Consider the following 20,128-nt stretch of genomic DNA (forward strand, 5'->3'; position numbering starts at 1 on the left):
TTGCCGCTCGGCGCGAGCGCGTGCCAGGCGAGACCGTCGGGACCGTCGACGAACCGAAGCCGTTCGAACTCCGCCCGACGAAGCGCGATGCGTGACCACTCGACCGGTCGCGCCCGCCAGAGGAAGGCAGCGGCCCCGGGTTTCCGCCGGAGCAGCGCGTCGAGCGCCTCGTCGTCGCTCAGCGCGTCGACTGTGCTTTCGATCGTTTCGCTCCCGTCGGGCGCGGTGGCGCTCCACTTCGACACGGGACCCCGACCGTCGTCGAGTGCTCCGGTCGCCGGGTCGTCGGGCGTCCGCTCTCGCCGGCCGTCGGGCGTGCCCGCCCGTCGATCGTCGCGCGTGTCGCCTGGTTCGCCGTCGACCGCGACGACCGCCCCCTTCCGGGCTTCGGCGGCGAGCCAGTGATCGATGACGACGCGCTCCCCTACCGGCTCGCCTGCCCACGCCGCGCTGTCGGACGCCACGGCCCCGGCCTTGGCCCTCGACAGTCTTCAGCGCTCCGCCGGGATGCGGCCGAGCGCGTCGAGCTGGTGGGCGACGTACACCAGCTCACCACGGTCGATCTGGCGGTGGCGCGCCGCGGCCCAGCCCGCGAGCGTTGCCGAGTCGCACTGTCCCGTTTCGTCGAGCGCGCCCGCGATCGTGTCCACGATGTACCGGAGGAAGAACGTCTCGTCGTCGGGGTACTCTCCCGATCGAGGGTGGACCACCCAGTCCGAGCCACCGGCGGCGAGCACCGTGTCGATCTCGCTCGCGCGAGCGAGGAGATGGCTGCCGGCGTGGCTGTCGCCGCCGTCGTCGATGTGGGCGTGAAAGGCCCGTTCGATCCTCGCGTCGAGGTCGGGGTCCACAGTTGGACGGAGCACCGTCCCGCCGTCGAAGGTGATCGGGAAGTACCAGCAGCCGCCGGGGCGGAGCCCGTCGCGGAGGGCGTCGAACGCTCGCTCGGTGTCGAACAGGTCGAGGAACGCCTGGCCGATCAGTAGATCCCACGTGCTGGTCTCGACGTATTCGAAGGCGTCCGCAACCGCAAACTCGATATCGATCCATCGATCCTCGTTCTCGATCCGGAGCCCGGAATCGACCTCCGTTGCCTCGTAACCCACGTCGGTGGCCCACCAGGGCAGACGCTCACGCACGGCGTCGACGTTCGCCGCCTGGCGGTCGACCAGCGTGTACTCGACGGCGGCCGGGAGCACGTCGTGTTCGACGAGGCGTTCGAGCGTCGCGCCGATCCCCGCGCCGACATCGAGTACGCGAAACGGTCGTTCGCCCCGTTCTTCGTCGAGTCGCGTCACCTCGGTCGCTAGCCGATCGAACACCTGTCGATCGAGTGCGCGGTCGTCGACCGTCCGTTTCGCGGCGAGATACCGGCGGAACCGGTCGTCAGTGTTCGACACGATCCACCGTCCCAGCCGGGTTCCGGCGCTGTGATTGTCCCTTCAGTTCGGTGCCGTCCGCAACGAACCCGTCGAGAAAGGTCCGAACTCGATCGGTGGTCTCATCCCACGTCGGCCACGTTTCGTAACAATCACGGGCCGCCGTCCCCATCTGAGTGAGGCGTTCACGATCGTCCGCGAGCGTTCGGACGGCGCGCGCCACCGCGCCGGGATCGCCGGGGCGGAGCAAGAATCCGGTCTCGCCATGGGTGACGACCGATCGTGCCCCGCCGGCGGTCGTGGCTAGCGCCGGTAGGCCAAAGCTCATCCCTTCGAGGTACGCGATCCCGAACCCTTCGTGGGTCGAGGGCATCGCGAGGACGTGGCTTTCGCCGAGAGCGTCCCGCAGCGCGCCGTCCGGAAGTTTGCCCACGAACGTCACGCGGTCGTCGACGCCGAGCCTGGCGACCAGGCGGCGGACGGACGAGACGTACCCCGGGTTCGCGTCCGGGCTCCCGACGACCCGGAGTCGCCAGTGCTCGTCGGGGAGCCGCGACAGTCCCTCGATGAGGGTGTCGAGCCCCTTGCGTGGAACGAGACTGCCGAGGAAGACCACGCGGAGCGGCCCCGATTCCCGGGCACGGGCGTCGATCGTGGCCGAGTCGATGGTGGGGTCGAACCGATCACCCGCCGGCGGGGCGACCACCGTTTCGGTCGTGGCGAGGTCCTCGACCGTCGCGCGCGTCACCTCGCTGTTGCAGATCGCGCCGTCGACGCCGGCGAGGTAGCGCCGCTCGACCGCGCGGTACAGCCCCTTTGCGGGGCGGGAGTGTGCCTCGCTGCACCGGAGGTGGTGGACGATGGCGACGATCGGCACGTCGCGCCTCGCTCGCAGCCGGGCGTTGAGCCCGACGAGCGAAGGGTGGGCGAGTTCGTCCTGGATGATGACGTCGACGGGAACGTCGATCCGATCGAGCAGTCGCCCCGAGAGGCCGTCGAGCAGCCCGCGTGCGTAGTCACGCCACGGGAGTTCGATCACCTCGACGTGGTCGCCGCGTTCGCGCAGGCCCTCGACGAGCTGCCGGTCGTACCGGAACCCGCCGGTGTTGGTGTCGAGGTCGCCGTAGCACACGAGGCCGACGTTCATGGGTTCGTGTCGGCGCTCACACCGACTCCTCGTAGGCGGCCCACGTGTCATCGTCCTCCCAGATCGTGACTGTGAGCGTCGAGAGGTGATCGGTGTCGAGTTCGTCGGCCGCGAGGTCCCAGACGACGTGCGCGAAGTGCTCGACACTCGGGTTGTGGCCCGCGAATTTCGACTGTTCGTTGAGCAGCGCGTCCTCGTAGCGCGCGCGGACCACAGCGAGAACCTCTTCAACCGTCTCGATGTCGACGAGGTAGTCGTACTCGTCGAGTTCGGGACCTGAGAGCGTTAGTTCAGCCTCATAGTGATGGGAGTGGACCTCACCCTCGGGCCCTGGATCGGGCACCGTGAGGTAGTGCTGGGCGATGAAGTCCTCCATCACGCTGACTGTGTACATACCACTTGCACACTCGCCCGACGTAAATACCGTTGCGCCGCGGAAGTGGCTGCGGCGGTGGTGGCGGTTGCGGTGCGGGCCTGGCGTCCTGCGGTCTCGGAGCGCCCGCAGGGCGCGAGGGCTTCGGCGGTGCGGTTGCGGGTGTGAGTGGAAAACCTCCGTGCGAGCGAACGGAGTGAGCGAGCGGGTGTTTTTAGTCCAGGTTTTTACGAGGAGTGGTGCCCGCAGCGCGAGCGCAGCGAGCGCGAGGACACCCGACGAAGTAAAAAAGTGGGTGTCTAGTAGGTGAGCAACACACCGACCGCTTCACGGGGGCGTTCGTCGAGAAGGCGATAGGCGTCGTCGGCCCGCCCGATCGGGACCCGATGGGTAATGAGTCGTTCGGCATCGATCCGTTCGAGGAGTCGACAGGCTTCGCCCAGCCGGCGGTCCTTCGACCACCGACCACGATCGACGGGGTCTACAGTGCTGACCTGGCTGCTCTGGAGGCGGATCCGACTCCGGTGGAACTCGCCTCCGAGGTCGAGCGCGACGGGTTTCGTGCCGTACCACGATCCGATAACTACCTGGCCGGCAGTGCCCACGACGCCGATGGCGTTGTCGAGCGCGTCGGGCTCGCCCGAGAGTTCGTAGGCGAGGTCCGCGCCGCAGGGCGGTTCGTGGCCGTCGAAGCACGCGTCGAGGTCGTCGTCGGGATCGATCGCGGCATCGGCTCCGAGCGAGACCGACAGCGCCCGTCGGCGCTCGTAGCCGTCGACGGTGACCAGCGTTTCGAGCGGGAGTTCGGCGAGTAACGCCGTCGTAAGAAGGCCGACGACGCCCTGACCGAACACCGCGACGCGCTCGCCGATCGCGGGCCGCCCATCCAACAGGAAGTTGACCGCGGCCTCGGCGTTCGCCAGCAGCGCGGCCTCGGCGTCCGAGAGGGCTTCGGAAACCTCGCGGAGCTCTGCCGGCGTGGTGACGAAGTGACTCTCGTGCGGGTTGAACCCGAACACCCGGCGATCGAGCCACGCGTCGTCGACGTTCGCTCCGACGGCCGTCACCCGGCCGACGGCCGCGTAGCCGTACTGGAGCGGGTACTCGAAGTCGCCGTCGAGCGCGTCGATCGATTCGTCGGCCGCCATCGATTCGGGCACCTCGCCGCGGTACACCAGCAGCTCCGTACCGGCACTGATCGCCGACGCGGCCGTGCGGACCCGCACCTCCCCGTTGGCCGGCTCCGGGACCGCCGTCTCGCGGAGTTCGAGCGCGTTCGGATCGGTGAAGTACAGCGAGCGCGCCGTCATCGGCGTTCCCGACCACGGTCGAGCGCCTGGCCTCGCGACGAGTCATCGAACGGCCTGGATCCGGCGCTTCCCCCCGCGCTGGCGTTCCCCATGTGCGCTATCACGTCACACGATAGGAAGTATCTGTGCGTGGCGGAAGGACGGACAGCCGAATTTCCCACAACACTGCGGTCCGAACTGCGTCAAAAACGACGAATCATCGAAGCGGCAGACGTCCGTCCGCAGAGAGGACGTCCGGAAGGTCACCGAGCGTCGAAATCCGAACGTCGGGCTCTCGGTACGGCGTCTCCTCGTCGTTTTCGACCCACACTGACGCCATCCCGAGCGTTTCGCCCATCATGAGGTCCTCGTTGTATTCGTCGCTGACGAAGGCGACTGGTTCGTCGCCCTCGGGAAGGCACTCGAAGTACCCCTTCGGATGGGGTTTCGGCCGTTGCAGATCCGAGGAAACGACGAGATCGTCGAAGCAGTCGAGAACGTCATGCTCCGAGAGAACCGTCTCGATCCACGGGCGCGCCATGTTTCCGAAGAGGACGAGCGTGTGATCGCGAGCGAGGTCCTGGAGAACGTCGACGTGCTCTTCGGGAAACTCGGGGTCGAGCCACGTCTTTTCGATGTACTCGCGACACGCCTCGTGGGGCGCTCCGGTGAGCGTCGAGAGGAGCTCGATGTACTCTGCGGTACTCTGGACGAAGCCATCACGAAATGCGAAGTAGGCGAGCCATCCAGGATAGGGATCGGTTTCGGGATCGACGCCCAGAACGTGGGCGTGTTCGCGCTCGTCGCCGTGCTCGACGATGACACCGCCGTAATCGACGACGAGATACATGAGATTCTGCTGGACCGTCTAAGTGGTCAGATACGTTTGAACACGCCCTTCACGAGCGCGAGCGCACCCTGATCCCACGCGACCCGGTGGTCCAGTCCCGTGGCGTCGTCCTCGCGTTCGGGCTCCTCGTAGTTGTCGAGATACCACTCGTAGGTCTCGACCAGCGCCTCCTTGTTCGAGTAGTTGGGCTCCCAGCCGAGCGATTTCAGTTTCTCGACCGAGACGTACGAATCCTCGTGGGCGGTCTCGTAGACCCACGGATAAAGCGGCGAGAGGTTCAGTTTTTCGAGGACACGGAGCGCGAACACGGTGAGCGGCGTGGGCGTCCCGATCGTGCGCTTGCCGGTTCCTGCATAGTCGATCGGAGCCTGGAAGTCCTCTTTCATCGTGCCGAACTCGTCGGCCCCGACGTTGAACGTCGTGTTCACGTCCGCTTCGTCCTTGGCGAACATGAACTCCATCGCCCGCACGAGATCGTAGACGTGCATGAGCTGGTACTTGTTGTTGCCCCAGCCCACCATGGGGACGTTTGCGCCGGATTCGATCCAGTCGAAGAGAACTTGGAAGACCCCGAGGCGCTGAGGGCCGATGAACGTCTTCGGGCGGAGGATCGGCACGCACATCCCCATTCTGCGGAAGTCAGCACAGATCTTCTCGGCCTCGATCTTCGCCTCACCATACGCCCCGACGCCGTCGAGCGGCGACTCCTCGGTGATCGGGTGCGAATCGTGGGTGCCGTAGACCGCCGTCGAGGAGACGTACACCACGCGGTCGACGCCCTCCTCCTTGGCGGCCCAGAGCACGTTCCGGGTGCCGTCGATGGTGGTCTCGCGGATACGCTGGTCGTCCCACAGCGGGAGCGCGGCGGCGGTGTGAACCACCGCGTCAGCGCCGGTCGTCTCGATCGCCCGGCGAATGCTCTCCTCGTCGCGGACATCGCCCTCGACGTACTCGACGCCCTCGATCTCGTCTTCGTCTTTGAACGGTTTGAGATCGAGGGCGGTCACGTCCCAGCCGCGCTCTTTGAAATACTGGCAGGTGTGGAGTCCCAAAAAGCCGGTGCCACCGGTGACCAGCATCGACCCTGGCTCCGCGAGTCGCTCGTCGCCCTCGGAGGGAGATGACATTAAGTCGGGGTTGACGACCCGGTTTCAACTATCTACCGATACGACTTCGAGCACTCATTCGGTGATTTTACTCTTCAACTGCCCGACGGAGGCACGAAACGATCCGGAACGGTGCGTATCGATCGGTCAGGTTTATGGCTCGCGACGACACACGAGGGACAATGGCCGAGGCACAGACTCATCAGGCGAGCCTCGCGCAGACGGCCGCCGGGCTCGCCCGCGAGGTCCGCCCGTGGCAGTGGTACAAGCAGGCGGTACTCCTGATCGCGATCGTGTTCTCGGGCCGGCTGTTCGATCCCGTCGCGTGGGGGCAGGTCGCGATCGGTGTCGCGGCGTTCTGTGCGGTCGCCGGCGCGACCTACATCTTCAACGACATCAGCGACGTCGAGGCCGACCGCCGCCATCCCGAAAAGCGAAAGCGACCGATCGCGAGCGGCCAGGTGAGCGTGCCGACCGCGGCTGCGTTCGGCGTCGGCCTCCTGTTGTTCGGGTTCGCGCTGTCGTACGCGCTCGGCGCGTTGTTCGTGCTGATCGTGGCAACCTATCTGGCGCAGAACGCCGCCTACTCGCTGTACCTGAAGGACGTCGTCCTCGTCGACGTGCTCCTGATCGCGTTCGGGTTCGTGCTGCGGGCGGTCGCGGGCGTGGTCGCGATCGGTGTCGCGCTCAGTCCATGGCTCGTGGTCTGCACGTTCCTCGCTGCACTCCTGCTCGCGCTCGGCAAGCGCCGCCACGAGTTCGAAGCGAGCGCGAATCCGGCTGAGACTCGCGCGACGCTGGAGGAGTACACCCCCGAGACGCTCGACCAGCTGCTCGTGGTCGTCATCTCCACACTCCTCATCTCGTACTCGATCTACACGTTCACGGGCGCGAAGCTCGCGATGATGCTCACGCTGCCGTTCGCCTTCTTCGGCGTCTTCCGCTACCACCACCTCGTTCACACCACCAACGGGGTCGCCGCGTCGCCAGGAACATTACTTTTCGACCGCCAGTTCCTGCTCAATCTCGGGCTGTGGGGCGTCGTCGCGGTCGTCGTGCTCTACGGACGCCCGCGGGCGTGGCTCGTCGGGCTGGTCGGATGAGTCGGTCGCGCTCGCGGTACGACCTTCAGGTTCACACAGACGCCTCGCCGTGCTCGGCGACGTCGCCCGAAGCGGTCGCTCAGGCGGCCGAGAAGGCAGCTCTCGATGGGATCGTCGTCACCGATCACGACACGCTCGCAAACGTCGATCGCGTTCGATCGTCCGCACCTGACGATCTCGACGTCGTCTCGGGCGTCGAAGTCACGACCACCCAAGGCCACCTCCTCGGAATCGACATCGAGCGCGCGCCCCCACAAACCGATCCGCTCTCCGTGATCGACGACATTCACGATCAGGACGGGCTCGCGGTGCTCTCGCATCCGTTCGACGCGCTCCGCCAGGTGTACGACACCGATCTCGCCGCCCTCGCGGCGGCGGTCGACGGCGTCGAGGCGATCAACGCGCGGTGTGTCCGGGAGTCGTTCAACCACGAAGCGCGGGCGTTCGCCGCCCACCACGACCTCGCGACGACCGGCGGCAGCGACGCCCACTTCCCGATGGAGGTCGGGCGCGCGTACACCGAGTGCGAGGGATCGCTCCGCGAGGCCATCCGTACCGGCACGACTGTCCCACGGGGCCGCGGCCGATACCTCTCCGGCCACGTCGCCACCAAGCTCCACCAAGCGCGCCGCGCGGTCGCGGGGTGGCGGTAATGGCGGAGTACCGCGAGGCAAGCGGTGACCGGCCCGGTGGAGCGGATCCCGGCGACGACACCGACGACCAATCTGGACGAATCCGACGGTGGGTGAGCGAACACGGCGTCCAGGCCACCGCGGTGCTCACGCTCGTGGTGTTCGGCGCGCTCTTCCTCTATGCCGACGCCGGTGCGGTCATTGAGGCCTTCTCCCGGTTCGAGTGGCCCGCGTTCGCCGCGGTGATCGGGCTTACCACCGTGGGCTACGCCTTCCGGTTCGGAAAGTGGGAGTTCTACCTCCGGGAACTCGGGGTCGAAATACCCCTGAAAACCAGCCTCACGGTGTTTTTTAGCGGGCTGATGATGGTCGTCACTCCTGGCAAGGCCGGCGAGGTCTGGAAGGCGTGGCTGCTACGCGACATGGAAGGAACTCCAGCCAGTCTCACGACCTCGGTGGTCGGAGCCGAGCGCGTGACCGACCTCGTCTCGCTCGCCATGCTCGCCGGCGTCGGCGTCGTGGCCTACGGCCGCTCGCCCACGGTGTTGGTCGTGTTCGCGGTCGCCTTCGCCGCCGGGATCGGGCTGCTCCAGTGGCGGGCGGGCTGTCTCCGACTGCTCGATGCCGCCGCATCGCTCCCGGTCGTCGGCCAGTACGCCACGTCGCTCGAACGGTTCTACGAGAGCACCTACGCTCTCTTCCGACTCCGTCCGCTCTCGGTGGCCACGCTGCTGGGGATCATCGCGTGGGGGCTCGAAGGCGTCGCGCTCTGGATCGTGCTTGCGGGGTTCGGTATCGAGGCCGCGCTCCTCGTGGGAGTGTTCGTCTTCGCGCTCGGCTCCGTGATCGGTGCAGTCAGCATGCTGCCCGGCGGCCTCGGCGCGGCCGAGGCGAGCATGGCCGGCCTCCTGCTCACCTTCGGGATCTCCCAATCCGTCGCGGCGGGCGCGACGATGGTGATCCGGGTCGGTACGCTCTGGTACGCAGCGATTCTCGGATTCATCGTGTTCTCGGCGCACAAGTATCTCGCCGACGAGCCGAGTCCCGACGCATAACGACCCGGTGACGGTAGCCGTCCGTACTGATTGCTACACCCTCACCAGAGGTAGTCCCCAACGATCTGCATCAGGAGTGCCTGTCCGAACACCGCGGCCGCGAGCAGCGCTTCGCGCCGTCTCGTGGGGTCGGCAGCACGGAGTGCGGCGGCGACCGGCAGCATGAGGAACGGGTAGATGAACATCGCGCCGCGGGCGGTCTCGCCGGTGTGGTAGACGCCGACCGCAAACAGTCCGAGCAGCGATCCGGTCGCGATCCCGAAGATGACGAGGGGCTCGCTGTCGATCCTGCTGAGACCACGTGCGGACCGCCACAGCACACCCACCCCGCGAACCGCGAGCACGGCGAGGACCGGCGTGAAAAAGAGCGCGATCTCGGCGACGTTCTCAACCCGCGTGGTGAGATAGCGCAACGGCTCGGCGAGCGGGAAGAACCCGTTCGGGTTCTGCTGGTGAGAAGCGGTCAGAAACGAGGCGATGTAGTCGTAGCCGAAGACGACGTTCACGAGGGCGTAGATCCCGAGCGACGAGAGGCCGATCACGACGAGGGGTGCGATGCGGTCGCGGCGCAGGAGCGCGAGCCCGACGAGCACAGGTCCGAGAAACACGGTCATGAACGTCTGAGAGGCGGCGACGAACAAGCAGGCGAGCGTGCCGAACGTCGCTATGACCTGTGAGTCGCGGGTGAAGCAGTAGATCGCGCCGAGTGCCGCCACAGTAATGAGCGCGTCGAGGGTCGTGAGGTAGTAGATCTGGACCGCTGGTAGGAGCACGAACAGGTATGTGGTGTACTGTGCGACATCGCGCGGGTAGTACGTCGCGAGTAGTCGGTGAAGAAGAAGCGCCGAGAGCGCGAGTGAACCGATCCCGACCGCGAGTGAGACAGCGCGTGTCGACGGCAGGAGCGTGTCGAGGATCCAGAACGACAGTACGGCTCCCGGCGGGTGGGTCCGGGCGTGAAGCGGGAGCCCCAGCTGGTTCGCCTCGAACGTCTCGACGAACGCGACCGGATCGGTGATCGTGACCGCCGCACGGTAGTACGACCCGCCGTTGGCGATCGGTCTGATGAGTCCGGCTTGGTGACCCTGTGTGAGCGTGGTGAGCACGAGCAGCACCGTCCCGGCAACGACGACCGGCCAGAGGCTGGTACGATCGAACCACCGCAGATACACGGTCGCAACCGTGAAAACGACGATCGCGAGCACGACCAACACCGCGACGCGCGAGGCCTCGAGACGGCCGAGCCGAACCGCGAACTTGCTGATCGGCCAGTGGATCGGTACCCCGACGTCGTTGTCGAGGATCGTGCGGTAGAAAAACCGGACGAAGACGTTGAAAAATATCAGTGACGCGACCGTCACCCAGCCCGCAACGATGATCTCACGGAGCGAGAACAGTCCCGGGTGCGCTCCGGAGTCGGTGCCGCCAGCCATGTCCACCTCTCCGATCGATGGGGTTTAGGCACTTCCGTCTCGCCGCAGACACGATCGTGGAACGAATCGGCTCGCCTGTGGCCCACGGTATCTGCGACGAGCTATCGATCAGGCCCCGCCGCGGTTCGCCGCGTTGGAGCCGGGCGTGTACTCCCAGAACCCGTTTGCGCGCATCGCCTCGCCGACCCGCCGGTGCATCGTCTGAATGTCCCCGATCTCCTCGTCCTCGACGCTGTCGAAGATCTCACGGAGGCTTACGACCCGCTCGTGGTTGAGTCGGATCGGGTCGTCGCCGTGTGCCTCGACGAACTCGGCGACATCGAGCGGGAAGTCCTCCTCGTCGTCGACTTTCTTCGCCACGATCGCCTGTCCGTACTTGCGCATCCCCTCGCTGCCCTCCTCGCCGTCGGGATCGTGCGGCCAGTCAGCCATACCGGCCGATGGATCGGTCGGCGCAAAAGGGTTGCTGCTCGCCGTCGGGCGACGAGGTATGTGGGTTCCCGTGATGGTGCGATCGTGGTTCAGTCGTCATCCGTCAACCACTCGCCATCGTCATCCAGCGGCGTCCAACTGTACTCGTCCGTCGACTCTCTGACGAGGCGCTCGGTGCCGTCGTGGTCCGCGATCGCTCCGGGTTCGAGCTCCGGATGCTCGACTTCGATTTCCGTCGGAGAGACCTTCTCCGTGACCTCGAATCGCTCGATCGGCCGGACGATGCCCCACAACGCCCCGACGGCGTGGAACAGCGCCGCCAGCGGGGTCAGCACCACGAACACCGGCCACAGCACGGGATGTTTGCGATAGCCGACGACGCCAGCGAACATGTAGACGAAGAGGATGCCGAACAGTCCGATCGAGAGCACCGTGTATAGCCGGCGGTACGGAAACGCGTTCGGAAGGAACGTCGCCGCCGCGACGAGCGCCGGAACGACCGGCGAGAACCCCCACGCGATCGCCCGAGTGAGATAGAGCGGGCGGTAGCGTCGGGGCAACAGCGAACCGTCTCTAACCGTTCCGGACATCCACCGTCGACGCTGCTTGATCATCGCCCGGAGCGAGGGCGGAGCCTGGTTCCGGAACCGTGCGTCGACGAGACGATAGGATACCTCACTCCGGTCGGCGGCCCGCCAGATGAAGTTCGTGTCTTCCGTGATGGTAGCGACGTCCCACGTGATCTGCTGTTCGATCGAGTGGCGAACCGCGATCCCGCCACCCCACGCGTACAGCGGGTACGAGAGGCGGTGGAAACCGTACTGTTCGAACTGGTAGCCCACCCGGAACACCTCACAGAAATACGTCAACCACGACCCCGTGTAGAGTGGTTTCTCGGTGAACTGGACGAAATCGGCGTCCGGAAGTCCAGTGAAGCCGGTCACGAGCGTGTCCTCATCGAGATAGAGCACGTACTCCTTGTCACAGTCGACGTTGCGCCGCGCCCATTCGAGCGCCCGGCCCTTGTTGGTGGCCGTACAGTCGAACGACTCGGGGACGACGTGGACGGTCGCGCCGTCGATGTCGATTTCTCGCTCACTCACTACGCGCACGTCGTCGATTCCGTCGGGGATCGAATCCACCGTTCCCTGAACGACCGCCTCCGCGCCGATCGTGAGCACCCGGACCTGGACGTCTTCGACGCCCCACTCCTCGGTCCTGTTTTTACCTCTCCAGCCCCACGAGAAGCCAGCGGTCTCGACGAGCCACCACAGCGCCGAGAGGCCGTAGAGTCCAAGGACGACCCACAGCGAAACGACCATGACGAGAAAAAGCGTGTCTTCGAGGACGAGCACCATACAGCGAAACGAATACTGGATTGCCTAATATTAAATAGTATTCATCGTGACCCTTGCTAACCGGTAGTCGAATGCGGACTCAGAGAAACGCGGTGGGGATGGGATTCGAACCACGGTCGATCGCTTCCTTCCTCACTTCGCTCGGAAGACTGCGCTCTCCCTGATTCGAACCCCAGCGTCTCGATTGCTTGCCCACGCGTTGCTCGCGCACAGGGCGCTCGCAGGTGTGTTCGCAATCCATCGGTGGGGATGGGATTCGAACCCATGAGGCCATAGGGCCACCTGTTTTCAAGACAGGCGCGATAGTCCACTCTGCCACCCCACCGCGCTCGGGTCTATCGACCCACGCACCTAATCGCTGTCGGTATTCGGTTTCGAAAGCGCGAGGCCGCTCTCGTCTTCGACGAGTTCCACCCCGAGATCGTCGAGACACGCGGCGGTCCGTGCCGGGATCTCACGGCCGGCGCGCCGGCGCGCCCGGATCAGCGAGAGCGCACCGATCAGGTCCTCGCGGGTCTCGATGACGGGGGCCATTGGACCGAAGTCGACCTCGTGGCCGGCGTCGTGCGCGCGATCGGTCAGCGTCTCGATCGCGGGCGGTGCGTCGGCGTCCTCGAAATCGATGGGCGACGCGAAGCCGGCGTAGTGAACCCGGCCTTCCGACGTCGGCCCGAGCACGACGTCGCTCCGACGGAGTTTCATCGCCATCCCGTCGAGGGCGCTGCGCGTCAGGAAGGGGACGGTGGGTTCGATCACCGCCACCGAACCCGCTTCCTCGGTATCGAGCAGGTGGCTCACGGTGTTACCCATGCGAGCCGCGAACGTCGAGCCGACCTGAACCTCGTAGCGCGCTGCCTCCGGATCGTCGAGCGCCGCGTCGGCGAGCGCCCGCACCGCGCTTTCGGCGTCGTCAGCGTCCTCGCCGCTACGTTCCTCCGGCAAGTCCTCGTCGGATCGGTAGTTGACGAGCAGTTCGCTCGCGCTGGCTTCGACCGCCCGAAGGGTGTCGGCACACATTGCGGCGTAGAGGTCGGCGGCCTCGGCTTTCGAGAGCGACGTCGTCGCCGCCAGCTCGGACAGAACGACTCCCTCGTGCGGCGGATCACAGAGCACGGCGGTAGTGGGCATAGTCGATATCGTCGTCGTGGTCCCTTCAACGACGCGGGTCGGATGCGGCGAACGTCGAACCGTGGTCGCCGTCCCAACGATGCGGCCGGTGGCGGTTTCGGGCGGACCGCGAATCTTATGAACGATGGCCGTGTCCAATGGTACGAAAACAATGGTCTCCGACAACGCGGCTGGTTCGTCGTGGGGCGTCCCACAATGGCTCCTCTCGGGGCTCAGCGCCGCCGACGAGACCGATCGGCCGACCGGGTCGATCCCGCTCTCGACCGAGACTGTCTGCGAGCTGATCAGCAACGCCCGCCGGCGCGCGGTCATTCACCACGTCTCGGCGCTCGATTCCGACGAAAACGTCCGAATGGGCGATCTCGCACGAACGATCGCGGGCGAGGAAAACGACATCGCACCGACGGCGGTTTCGGCGGAGCAACGCAAGACCGTCTACGTCTCCCTGCTCCAGAATCACCTCCCGAAGCTCGATTCGGCCGGTGTGGTCGACTGGAACGACCGTTCGGGTGACATCTCCCACGGCCAGTCAGTCGACGAACTCGCGGCGCTGGTCGAGTCGATCGAACGCGCCTGCGAGCCAGAACGCGAACACGAACGAGTCGCGTAATCGACCCCCGACAGCTCCATCCATGCGTGCTTCACAACTCGTTGCCGGCCTCGTGGTCGCTGGGACGCTCCTCGCAGGGATCGGTGCGCTCGTAACGCTCGCCCTCTCGTCGCTCCAGCTCGCGGCCGTGATCGTCGTGGCGCTCGCCGCCCTCTACGTCGTGGCTGCAAGCGCAGTTGGCAGCCGCTCACGGCGGTGGCTTGCGAACCCATACTGGTGACCCAATACGGAGGAATCGACCCGTGAACGGTCCCGGCATCTGCGGGCCGGGTGCTTACCCGTGGCGATCACCGATACATACCTGTGAGGACACCCCAGGAACTGCGGACTACCGACGACCGGGGTACCGTGGTCACTGAATACGAATACGACGACGGCAGCCTCGTCGCCGTGGATTTCGGGGCCGATCGCGGCGATCTCGCGGTCGATGTCCTCGACGACACGGCGATCGTGGTCGCCAGCGACGAACAGTTCGAGTTCGAACTCCCCGATGAGGCCACCGAAGTCGCCGCCAACAACGGCGTCCTCACGATCACGGAGTGAGGCGACGGCGGAGGAACCAAACGGCCTGCTCGCGCCGGCACTGTCGGTTCGTCTCAGTCGCGTTTCGTCGTCGCATCCCCGTTCTCTGATTCGCGCTCGCGGAGTTTTCGGCGCTGTATCTTGCCGGTCGTGGTCTGCGGGAGGCTCTCGACGAACGCAATCTCCCGCGGGTACTCGTACTTCGCGAGACGATCACGGACGAGTTGCTGTATCCCCTCGCGCAGCTCGTCGGAACCCGATACGCCCGCGACGGGCTGGACGAATGCCTTGATGATATCGCCGCGGGTCTCGTCGGGGACGCCGATGACGCCGACCTGCTCAACGGACGCGTGATCAAGGATCGCCGCCTCGACCTCGCCCGGCCCGACGCGATAGCCGCTCGTGATGATGAGGTCGTCGTCGCGGGCTTTGAACCACAGATACCCGTCCTCGTCGCGGATCCCGAGATCGCCGGTCAGATGCCAGCCGTCGACGGTGGCGGCTGCGGTCTTTTCCGGCTCGTTCCAGTACTCCTGAAAGATTACCGGGTCGTCGCCACGTCGGACGGCGATCTCGCCGGTTTCGCCGCGGGGACGCTCCGCGCCGGTCTCGGGATCGACGATCGCGACGTCGTGGCCCGGAACCGGTTTACCCATACTGCCTGGCTGGGCCGGAAACCAGTCCTGACTGTTGGTCACGAGCAGATTCGCCTCGGTCTGACCGTAGAGTTCGTTGACCACCACGCCGGCAAGCGCCTCGTCGGCCCAGTCGAGGATTTCGGGTGTGAGCGGCTCGCCGCCCGAACAGATCGCTTCGAGCGCGAGATCGTATCGCTCGGCCGGCTCGTCGATCCCCATCAGCATCCGTATCGCCGTCGGCGGGACGAACGCTCCCGTCACGTCGAACTCCGCCATCAGTGAGAACGCGGTCTCGGGATCGAACCCCTCCATCGGGTAGCCGACGACGGGTTGGCCGTAGTGCCAGGCCGGGAAGACGAGGTCGCCGAGCGCGCCGATCCACGCCCAGTCGGCGGGCGTCCAGTAGACGCCGTCGAGGTCGTGTTCGAAGTACATCGCAAAGGCCGGACAGTGGCCGACCCAGACACCGTGACCGTGGAGCACTCCTTTGGGTGGGCCGGTTGAGCCGCTGGTGTAGAGAATGATCGCGGGCGTGTCGGCGTCCGTTTCGGCGGTCTCGAACCCCTCGTCAGCGAGACAGTCGGCGAACGCAACCGCACCCTCCGACGGAGTTCCGACGTCTGTAACGTCACCGGGTGTGGCCTCGACGACGTGTTCCAGCGCGTCGCAATCGGGGGCCACGTCGAGCGCGGTCCCGGTCACGTCAGGGTCGGTGACGACGGCTCGCGCGCCGCTGTCGTCGAGGCGATAGCGGAGGGCGTCAGTACCAAAGAGGACCGACAGCGGGAGCGAGATCGCGCCAAGCTTCCAGCATGCGAGATGGGTTAGGACGTTCTCGGGACGCTGAGGGAGGACGACCGCCACGCGATCACCGCGCTCGATCCCGCGTTCGGCGAGTCCGTTCGCCAGTCGATCCGAGAGCGCGTCGAGATCGCCGAACGTGTACCTCTCGCGGCGGCCGTCGGGGGAGGCCTGGTAGAGTGCCGGCTGGTCGGGGTCGTGTTTCCCGACGAGATCGTGTGCGAGGTTGTAGTCGTCGGGCAGATCCCACGCGAATCGCTCACGTGCCGTCTCGTAGCTGTCGTCGTCGAGGGTGAGTGTCCAAGTCATTGATCGTCGGTATCGTCAGTTGGAGTCCGGAAAACGGTTCGCCTCAGAGGAAGGCGAGCCGGGGTGATTCGATTTCGACGTCCGCTCCGGCCAGCGCGTCGTGTTCGGCGAGCGTCTCGACGAGATCGGCCTGGTCGTCGCCACGGTTCGTGTTCGAGAGCGTCCACGACGTGCCGCCATCAGCGTCGTCCCACGTGAGCGTCAGCCGTGCCCGCCTGGTCCGAGTGCCCTCGCGGAGCCGGAGTGCCGTCACGGACGATAGCGGGACGGCGAAGTTCCGTTCGTCGAGGCCGATGGCCGCCTCGATCGTCGAGCAGTCATCGAGTGCGCGGCGAGTCGACTCCCCCATGTCGGCCCGGAGGAGGTGCGAGCTGAACGACTCGCCAGCAAAACACCAGGCGAGTCGGTCCTCGCCGATCAGCACCTCCCAGAACTCCAGCGAGGTCGGCCGATTCCGGAACCACTCGGTGAATCGTCCCTCAACGCTCGCCGAGGGCCGCACTTCGTGCTGGCTCATCGCTCCATGACGGCGGCGACGTCCTCCGGAACGGACGAGCCGGATTGGGTGACGAGCGAGACACCGACGAACGCGACGATGGCCGCGAGCAACGCGGTTGCGCCGACCGGCAGGCCGGTGAACAGTCCGTCGTAGAATCCGGTGATCCCGGCCCCGAACGCCTCGGCTCCCGCTGCCTGACCGATCCGCGGCACTGCGCTGAACACGATGTTGATCCCCATCCCGACGACGGCCGCGGCGATGGCTCCCTGCTTCGTCGCGCCCTTCCAGTTCATCCCGAGCGCCGCGATCGGGAAGATGGCGGCGGCGAAGAAGCCCCAGCCGATGGTGCCGAGGATTCCCACCAACTCGTCGGAGAAGAAGACCACGAGCGTGGCCATCACGGTGAGTCCGGCGAGCGCGCCCTGAGTGACCCGGAGCTCGGTCCGGTCGTCGTCGATAGTGCGGCCAAGCGCGCGCGGGATGTCTCGCGAGATCGCCGCCGCGCCGATGTTGAGAAAGGAGTCGCTGGTCGACATGATCGCGGCGAGCAACGCGGCGAGGATCAGCCCAGCCACGACGCCGGGCGTGTGTTCGAGGACGAACACCGGGCCAGCGATCGAGGCGCTCGCGGGGGCGGACGTCTCGCCCGCCTCGACCATCGCGCGCAGCGAGAGGCCGGTCGAAAGCGCGAGCAGACTCGAGATCGCATAGGAGATGGCGGCGATCGGTGCGCCCCACCGGAGGATGGTGAGATTCCGGCTCATGTAGAACTTCGTGATGAGGTGGGGCTGGCCGGCCGCCCCGATCGAGAACAGCACCCACCAGCCGAGGCCGGTGAAGATCGGGACCGCGAGTGCCGTATCGACGCCGAGGCTGCCGAACGGCGAGATCAGCGACGGATCCGCGGTCGCGAGGTTCCGCGAGATGTTGCCGATCCCGCCGCCGAAGGAGATCGCGAAGAAAAAGACGATGACAGCGCCTGTGATCATCGTGATCGCCTGGACGAAGTCGGTCCAGACACCCGCGATCATCCCGCCGAGTGCGCTGTACAGCAGGAGGATGAGCGCGCCGCCGAACAGCCCGTAGATGACGGGGATCCCGAAGATGGCGCGCATCACGTACTGGAGTGCGGCGAGATTCGTCGCGAGATACGCGATCACGCCGACGACGACCGCGACCGCGGTCAGTCCCCGGACCCACGCGCTCTCGTAGCGAACGTACATCCCGTCGGCGAGCGTGAGCACGTCCCTGACGTCCGCGAGCACCCGCATTCGCTTCGCGAGGACGACCCACGTGACGAGAAATCCCAGAGGGGCTGTCAGGAAGATCCAAAAGGAGGTCGTCCCGAAGGCGTAGATCAGCTCCGGCCCGCCGACGAACCCGAAGCCCGACTGGATGACCGAGAAGGCCGTCAGCGCGAGCACCCACGTCCCGATCGACTTCCCGGTGATGAGGAAGTCCTTCGTCGATTCGGTCTGGAGATAGCCCCACGCCCCGATGGCGAGCACCATGAGAAGATACACCGAGCCGAACAGCAACACGAACGGGTCGTCGGCGACCGGAATCTCCGCTTGGAGGGGGAACATTAGTCGTCACCCTCTCGAGCGGTCCGGTCGGGCACCAGCGGGAGTCGTCGTCCGTCTTGGGCCGACCGCGCCCGTTCCATGATCCCGTCGACGATCTCGTCGCTGCCGATCGCGGGGAACCGAAGCGAGTAGAGAATCGCCCCGGCGAGCGGGAAGAGCCAGATCAGTACGAGATACGCGAGCGTCGCCTGCGGGATTCCGAACACGTAGGTGTACTCGGTCTGGCCAGGCGTCCAGAGCAGCCAGATCGCCGTCACGCCGGCGAAGAAGGTCGCTGCAAGCAGTCCCAGAAGTCCCCAGTACGGCGCGAGGTCGAGTTCGCGGGATCCGCGTTCGATCGACGAACTCGCGACGACGCCGACGATGAGCAGCGCGGCGATGTACGAGAGGACGCGGTACGATCCTACCATCGTGGCCACCAGCGCCCCGAGCGCCAGGACGCCGATCGCCGTCATGACTGTATTACGTGACACGGCCGTTCGTTCGGGGACAGCGCGTTAAAGATGCGCATTAACATGTTAACCCACAGCAGCACGGTCGACGCCGCTGACGGCCGACAGTTTTGGCGACCGTGACCGAAACGAACCGTTCTCACAGGAACGTCGCCGGCAGTCGACATCGTCGGTATCGACGCCACACCCGACCTTCGATCGATTCCGTTCTCAGTCCTCGGTCGACTCAGCGCTCGTCGGTGCGTACGCGGGATCGTTCTCCGGACTGCTCGGGTGATAGTTAGTGTCGTACTCGCCCACGTTCCCGTCGAGTCGATCGGGATTGATCCGTCCGCCGAGCAGCATGAAATCCACCATCGTGAGCGCGCACATCGCCTCAACCACGGGAACGCCCCGCGGCGGGAGGACGGGATCGTGCCGGCCGATGACCTGAGCGGTCTTCTCCTCGCCGGTTTCCCAGTCGACGGTAGTCTGTTCTTTCGGAATCGACGTCGGCGCGTGGAGAGTCACCTCGCCACGAATGGCCTGGCCAGTCGTGATCCCACCTTGGAGACCACCGTGATCGTTGCCCGCAGGGACAGGATCGCCATCCTCATCAAATTTCCAGTCCTCGTTCCGCTCGCTCCCCTGATACCGGCGGGCCTCCTTCCCCAACCCGAACTCGAAGCTCGTGGCGGCGGGCACGCTCAACATTGCTTGGCCGAGCCGCGCCGGCACGGAGTCGAACCGGGGTGCACCCAGGCCTTGGGGCGCGCCGCGGATCTCGAATTGAATGGAACCACCGATCGAGTCGCCCGCTTCCTGGTATTCGTCGATTTTCTCGCGCATCCGGTCTGCAGTCTCGGGGTGTGCACACCGGACCTCGTTCTCCTCGACGTGCTCACCCATCTGCTCGAAGGTCACGTCGGGGGCCTCGATCTCCCCGATCTGGTTGACGTGCGCCCGGATCTCGATCCCCTCGCTCGCGAGGATCGCCTTCGCGATCGCGCCGGCGGCGACCCAGTTCGCGGTCTCGCGGGCGGAGGAGCGTCCGCCGCCGCCCCAGTTCCGGGTGCCGAACTTCGCGGAGTAGGTAAAGTCGCCGTGGGAGGGTCGGGGAGCGGTGATGAACGGCTCGTACTTGCCCGAGCGTGCGTCCTTGTTCTGGATCACCATCCCGATCGGTGTCCCGGTGGTGTAGCCGTCCTGAAGCCCCGACTTGATCGATACCGCGTCTGGCTCGCCGCGGCTGGTCGTGATCTGTGACTGGCCTGGTTTCCGTCGGTCAAGTTCGGCCTGAACCGTCTCTTCGTCGAGTTCCAGTCCTGCGGGACAGCCCGACACGGTGACCCCCATCGCCTCGCCGTGGCTCTCGCCGAACGTGGTGACCCGAAAGAGCCGCCCGAACTCGTTGCCGTTCATGTTCGAGGGTTGTGGCGTGGGGATT

At 65.9% G+C, this 20,128-nt stretch carries 21 protein-coding genes, 1 tRNA gene and 1 pseudogene; 6 read left to right on the forward strand and 17 right to left on the reverse strand.

Annotated elements, in window-relative coordinates; genetic code table 11:
- The 7 genes and pseudogenes from C449_RS01980 to C449_RS02010 form a co-directional block, all read right to left on the reverse strand.
- Nucleotides 1-464: pseudogene (locus tag C449_RS01980) on the reverse strand (hypothetical protein); the annotation flags it as partial.
- 27 nt (nucleotides 465-491) lie between these two features.
- Nucleotides 492-1,400, reverse strand: coding sequence for a class I SAM-dependent methyltransferase (locus C449_RS01985; protein WP_006076207.1), 909 nt, complete (start codon nucleotides 1,398-1,400; stop codon nucleotides 492-494).
- On the reverse strand, nucleotides 1,387-2,526 hold the full coding sequence (locus C449_RS01990) for a glycosyltransferase family 4 protein (protein WP_006076208.1): 1,140 nt from the start codon (nucleotides 2,524-2,526) through the stop codon (nucleotides 1,387-1,389). The genes C449_RS01985 and C449_RS01990 overlap by 14 nt, the downstream gene beginning before the upstream one ends.
- Before the next feature lie 16 nt (nucleotides 2,527-2,542).
- On the reverse strand, nucleotides 2,543-2,920 hold the full coding sequence (locus C449_RS01995) for a 6-pyruvoyl trahydropterin synthase family protein (protein ID WP_006076209.1): 378 nt from the start codon (nucleotides 2,918-2,920) through the stop codon (nucleotides 2,543-2,545).
- Nucleotides 2,921-3,198: 278 nt separating this feature from the next.
- The gene (locus C449_RS02000; RefSeq protein WP_006076210.1) at nucleotides 3,199-4,209 is read right to left on the reverse strand and encodes a zinc-dependent alcohol dehydrogenase; all 1,011 of its coding nucleotides are present in this window, start codon (nucleotides 4,207-4,209) and stop codon (nucleotides 3,199-3,201) included.
- Between the two features lie 196 nt (nucleotides 4,210-4,405).
- Nucleotides 4,406-5,038 (reverse strand): HAD family hydrolase, encoded by a 633-nt coding sequence (locus C449_RS02005; RefSeq protein ID WP_006076211.1) that lies wholly within the window; start codon nucleotides 5,036-5,038, stop codon nucleotides 4,406-4,408.
- A 26-nt stretch (nucleotides 5,039-5,064) separates the two neighbouring features.
- A complete protein-coding gene (locus tag C449_RS02010; RefSeq protein ID WP_006076212.1) occupies nucleotides 5,065-6,165 on the reverse strand; it encodes an NAD-dependent epimerase/dehydratase family protein in 1,101 nt (366 codons plus the stop codon).
- Between the two features lie 161 nt (nucleotides 6,166-6,326).
- Between C449_RS02010 and C449_RS02015 the strand changes: the two genes are divergently transcribed.
- The 3 genes from C449_RS02015 to C449_RS02025 are packed head-to-tail and all read left to right on the forward strand — an operon-like array spanning nucleotide 6,327 to nucleotide 8,934.
- Nucleotides 6,327-7,247 carry a UbiA prenyltransferase family protein gene (locus tag C449_RS02015; protein WP_049913826.1) on the forward strand — a complete coding sequence of 307 codons (921 nt, stop codon included), beginning with the start codon at nucleotides 6,327-6,329 and terminating at the stop codon, nucleotides 7,245-7,247.
- Nucleotides 7,244-7,900, forward strand: coding sequence for a PHP domain-containing protein (locus C449_RS02020; protein WP_006076214.1), 657 nt, complete (start codon nucleotides 7,244-7,246; stop codon nucleotides 7,898-7,900). Before C449_RS02015 ends, C449_RS02020 begins: the two co-directional genes overlap by 4 nt.
- Complete coding sequence (locus C449_RS02025; RefSeq protein ID WP_006076215.1) at nucleotides 7,900-8,934, forward strand: lysylphosphatidylglycerol synthase transmembrane domain-containing protein; 1,035 nt, start codon at nucleotides 7,900-7,902, stop codon at nucleotides 8,932-8,934. Before C449_RS02020 ends, C449_RS02025 begins: the two co-directional genes overlap by 1 nt.
- Nucleotides 8,935-8,975: 41 nt before the next feature.
- On the opposite strand, the gene C449_RS02030 is transcribed toward C449_RS02025, so the two are convergent.
- From C449_RS02030 to C449_RS02050, 5 genes are all read right to left on the reverse strand, one after another.
- A complete protein-coding gene (locus C449_RS02030; RefSeq protein WP_006076216.1) occupies nucleotides 8,976-10,367 on the reverse strand; it encodes a hypothetical protein in 1,392 nt (463 codons plus the stop codon).
- Between the two features lie 108 nt (nucleotides 10,368-10,475).
- Nucleotides 10,476-10,799, reverse strand: coding sequence for a DUF5785 family protein (locus C449_RS02035; RefSeq protein ID WP_006076217.1), 324 nt, complete (start codon nucleotides 10,797-10,799; stop codon nucleotides 10,476-10,478).
- 89 nt (nucleotides 10,800-10,888) lie between these two features.
- Complete coding sequence (locus C449_RS02040; protein WP_006076218.1) at nucleotides 10,889-12,157, reverse strand: glycosyltransferase family 2 protein; 1,269 nt, start codon at nucleotides 12,155-12,157, stop codon at nucleotides 10,889-10,891.
- A gap of 241 nt (nucleotides 12,158-12,398) precedes the next feature.
- Nucleotides 12,399-12,482, reverse strand: a tRNA-Ser gene (locus tag C449_RS02045).
- A 26-nt stretch (nucleotides 12,483-12,508) separates the two neighbouring features.
- Nucleotides 12,509-13,285 (reverse strand): DUF2064 domain-containing protein, encoded by a 777-nt coding sequence (locus C449_RS02050; protein ID WP_006076219.1) that lies wholly within the window; start codon nucleotides 13,283-13,285, stop codon nucleotides 12,509-12,511.
- Nucleotides 13,286-13,436: 151 nt separating this feature from the next.
- On the opposite strand from C449_RS02050, the gene C449_RS02055 reads away from it, so the two are divergent.
- The 3 genes from C449_RS02055 to C449_RS02065 all read left to right on the forward strand — a co-directional run bounded on the left by C449_RS02055 (nucleotide 13,437) and on the right by C449_RS02065 (nucleotide 14,438).
- Nucleotides 13,437-13,895 (forward strand): DUF7344 domain-containing protein, encoded by a 459-nt coding sequence (locus C449_RS02055; protein WP_006076220.1) that lies wholly within the window; start codon nucleotides 13,437-13,439, stop codon nucleotides 13,893-13,895.
- Between the two features lie 22 nt (nucleotides 13,896-13,917).
- Nucleotides 13,918-14,115, forward strand: a complete 198-nt coding sequence (locus C449_RS02060) for a hypothetical protein (RefSeq protein WP_006076221.1) — start codon at nucleotides 13,918-13,920, stop codon at nucleotides 14,113-14,115.
- 83 nt (nucleotides 14,116-14,198) lie between these two features.
- Nucleotides 14,199-14,438 carry a DUF7127 family protein gene (locus C449_RS02065; protein WP_006076222.1) on the forward strand — a complete coding sequence of 80 codons (240 nt, stop codon included), beginning with the start codon at nucleotides 14,199-14,201 and terminating at the stop codon, nucleotides 14,436-14,438.
- A gap of 53 nt (nucleotides 14,439-14,491) precedes the next feature.
- On the opposite strand, the gene C449_RS02070 is transcribed toward C449_RS02065, so the two are convergent.
- From C449_RS02070 to aroC, 5 genes are all read right to left on the reverse strand, one after another.
- Nucleotides 14,492-16,165 (reverse strand): acyl-CoA synthetase, encoded by a 1,674-nt coding sequence (locus tag C449_RS02070; protein ID WP_006076223.1) that lies wholly within the window; start codon nucleotides 16,163-16,165, stop codon nucleotides 14,492-14,494.
- 43 nt (nucleotides 16,166-16,208) lie between these two features.
- Nucleotides 16,209-16,682, reverse strand: a complete 474-nt coding sequence (locus C449_RS02075) for a hypothetical protein (protein ID WP_006076224.1) — start codon at nucleotides 16,680-16,682, stop codon at nucleotides 16,209-16,211.
- On the reverse strand, nucleotides 16,679-18,250 hold the full coding sequence (locus C449_RS02080; RefSeq protein WP_006076225.1) for a sodium:solute symporter family transporter: 1,572 nt from the start codon (nucleotides 18,248-18,250) through the stop codon (nucleotides 16,679-16,681). Before C449_RS02080 ends, C449_RS02075 begins: the two co-directional genes overlap by 4 nt.
- Nucleotides 18,250-18,723 carry a hypothetical protein gene (locus tag C449_RS02085; RefSeq protein WP_241430054.1) on the reverse strand — a complete coding sequence of 158 codons (474 nt, stop codon included), beginning with the start codon at nucleotides 18,721-18,723 and terminating at the stop codon, nucleotides 18,250-18,252. Before C449_RS02085 ends, C449_RS02080 begins: the two co-directional genes overlap by 1 nt.
- Nucleotides 18,724-18,912: 189 nt before the next feature.
- Entirely contained in the window at nucleotides 18,913-20,103 is a 1,191-nt protein-coding gene (gene aroC, locus C449_RS02090) for a chorismate synthase (protein ID WP_006076227.1), read from the reverse strand.
- Nucleotides 20,104-20,128: the final 25 nt, after the last annotated feature.

Source organism: Halococcus saccharolyticus DSM 5350, assembly GCF_000336915.1.
Taxonomy (GTDB): Archaea; Halobacteriota; Halobacteria; order Halobacteriales; family Halococcaceae; genus Halococcus; species Halococcus saccharolyticus.

Bases quoted from the DNA above. Each gene is read 5' to 3' on its own strand.
- C449_RS01990 (WP_006076208.1), bottom strand. From the start codon at position 2,526: ATGAACGTCGGCCTCGTGTGCTACGGCGACCTCGACACCAACACCGGC.
- C449_RS01995 (WP_006076209.1), bottom strand. From the start codon at position 2,920: ATGTACACAGTCAGCGTGATGGAGGACTTCATCGCCCAGCACTACCTC.
- C449_RS02000 (WP_006076210.1), bottom strand. From the start codon at position 4,209: ATGACGGCGCGCTCGCTGTACTTCACCGATCCGAACGCGCTCGAACTC.
- C449_RS02005 (WP_006076211.1), bottom strand. From the start codon at position 5,038: ATGTATCTCGTCGTCGATTACGGCGGTGTCATCGTCGAGCACGGCGAC.
- C449_RS02010 (WP_006076212.1), bottom strand. From the start codon at position 6,165: ATGTCATCTCCCTCCGAGGGCGACGAGCGACTCGCGGAGCCAGGGTCG.
- C449_RS02015 (WP_049913826.1), top strand. From the start codon at position 6,327: ATGGCCGAGGCACAGACTCATCAGGCGAGCCTCGCGCAGACGGCCGCC.
- C449_RS02020 (WP_006076214.1), top strand. From the start codon at position 7,244: ATGAGTCGGTCGCGCTCGCGGTACGACCTTCAGGTTCACACAGACGCC.
- C449_RS02025 (WP_006076215.1), top strand. From the start codon at position 7,900: ATGGCGGAGTACCGCGAGGCAAGCGGTGACCGGCCCGGTGGAGCGGAT.
- C449_RS02030 (WP_006076216.1), bottom strand. From the start codon at position 10,367: ATGGCTGGCGGCACCGACTCCGGAGCGCACCCGGGACTGTTCTCGCTC.
- C449_RS02035 (WP_006076217.1), bottom strand. From the start codon at position 10,799: ATGGCTGACTGGCCGCACGATCCCGACGGCGAGGAGGGCAGCGAGGGG.
- C449_RS02040 (WP_006076218.1), bottom strand. From the start codon at position 12,157: ATGGTGCTCGTCCTCGAAGACACGCTTTTTCTCGTCATGGTCGTTTCG.
- C449_RS02050 (WP_006076219.1), bottom strand. From the start codon at position 13,285: ATGCCCACTACCGCCGTGCTCTGTGATCCGCCGCACGAGGGAGTCGTT.
- C449_RS02055 (WP_006076220.1), top strand. From the start codon at position 13,437: ATGGTCTCCGACAACGCGGCTGGTTCGTCGTGGGGCGTCCCACAATGG.
- C449_RS02060 (WP_006076221.1), top strand. From the start codon at position 13,918: ATGCGTGCTTCACAACTCGTTGCCGGCCTCGTGGTCGCTGGGACGCTC.
- C449_RS02070 (WP_006076223.1), bottom strand. From the start codon at position 16,165: ATGACTTGGACACTCACCCTCGACGACGACAGCTACGAGACGGCACGT.
- C449_RS02075 (WP_006076224.1), bottom strand. From the start codon at position 16,682: ATGAGCCAGCACGAAGTGCGGCCCTCGGCGAGCGTTGAGGGACGATTC.
- C449_RS02080 (WP_006076225.1), bottom strand. From the start codon at position 18,250: ATGTTCCCCCTCCAAGCGGAGATTCCGGTCGCCGACGACCCGTTCGTG.
- aroC (WP_006076227.1), bottom strand. From the start codon at position 20,103: ATGAACGGCAACGAGTTCGGGCGGCTCTTTCGGGTCACCACGTTCGGC.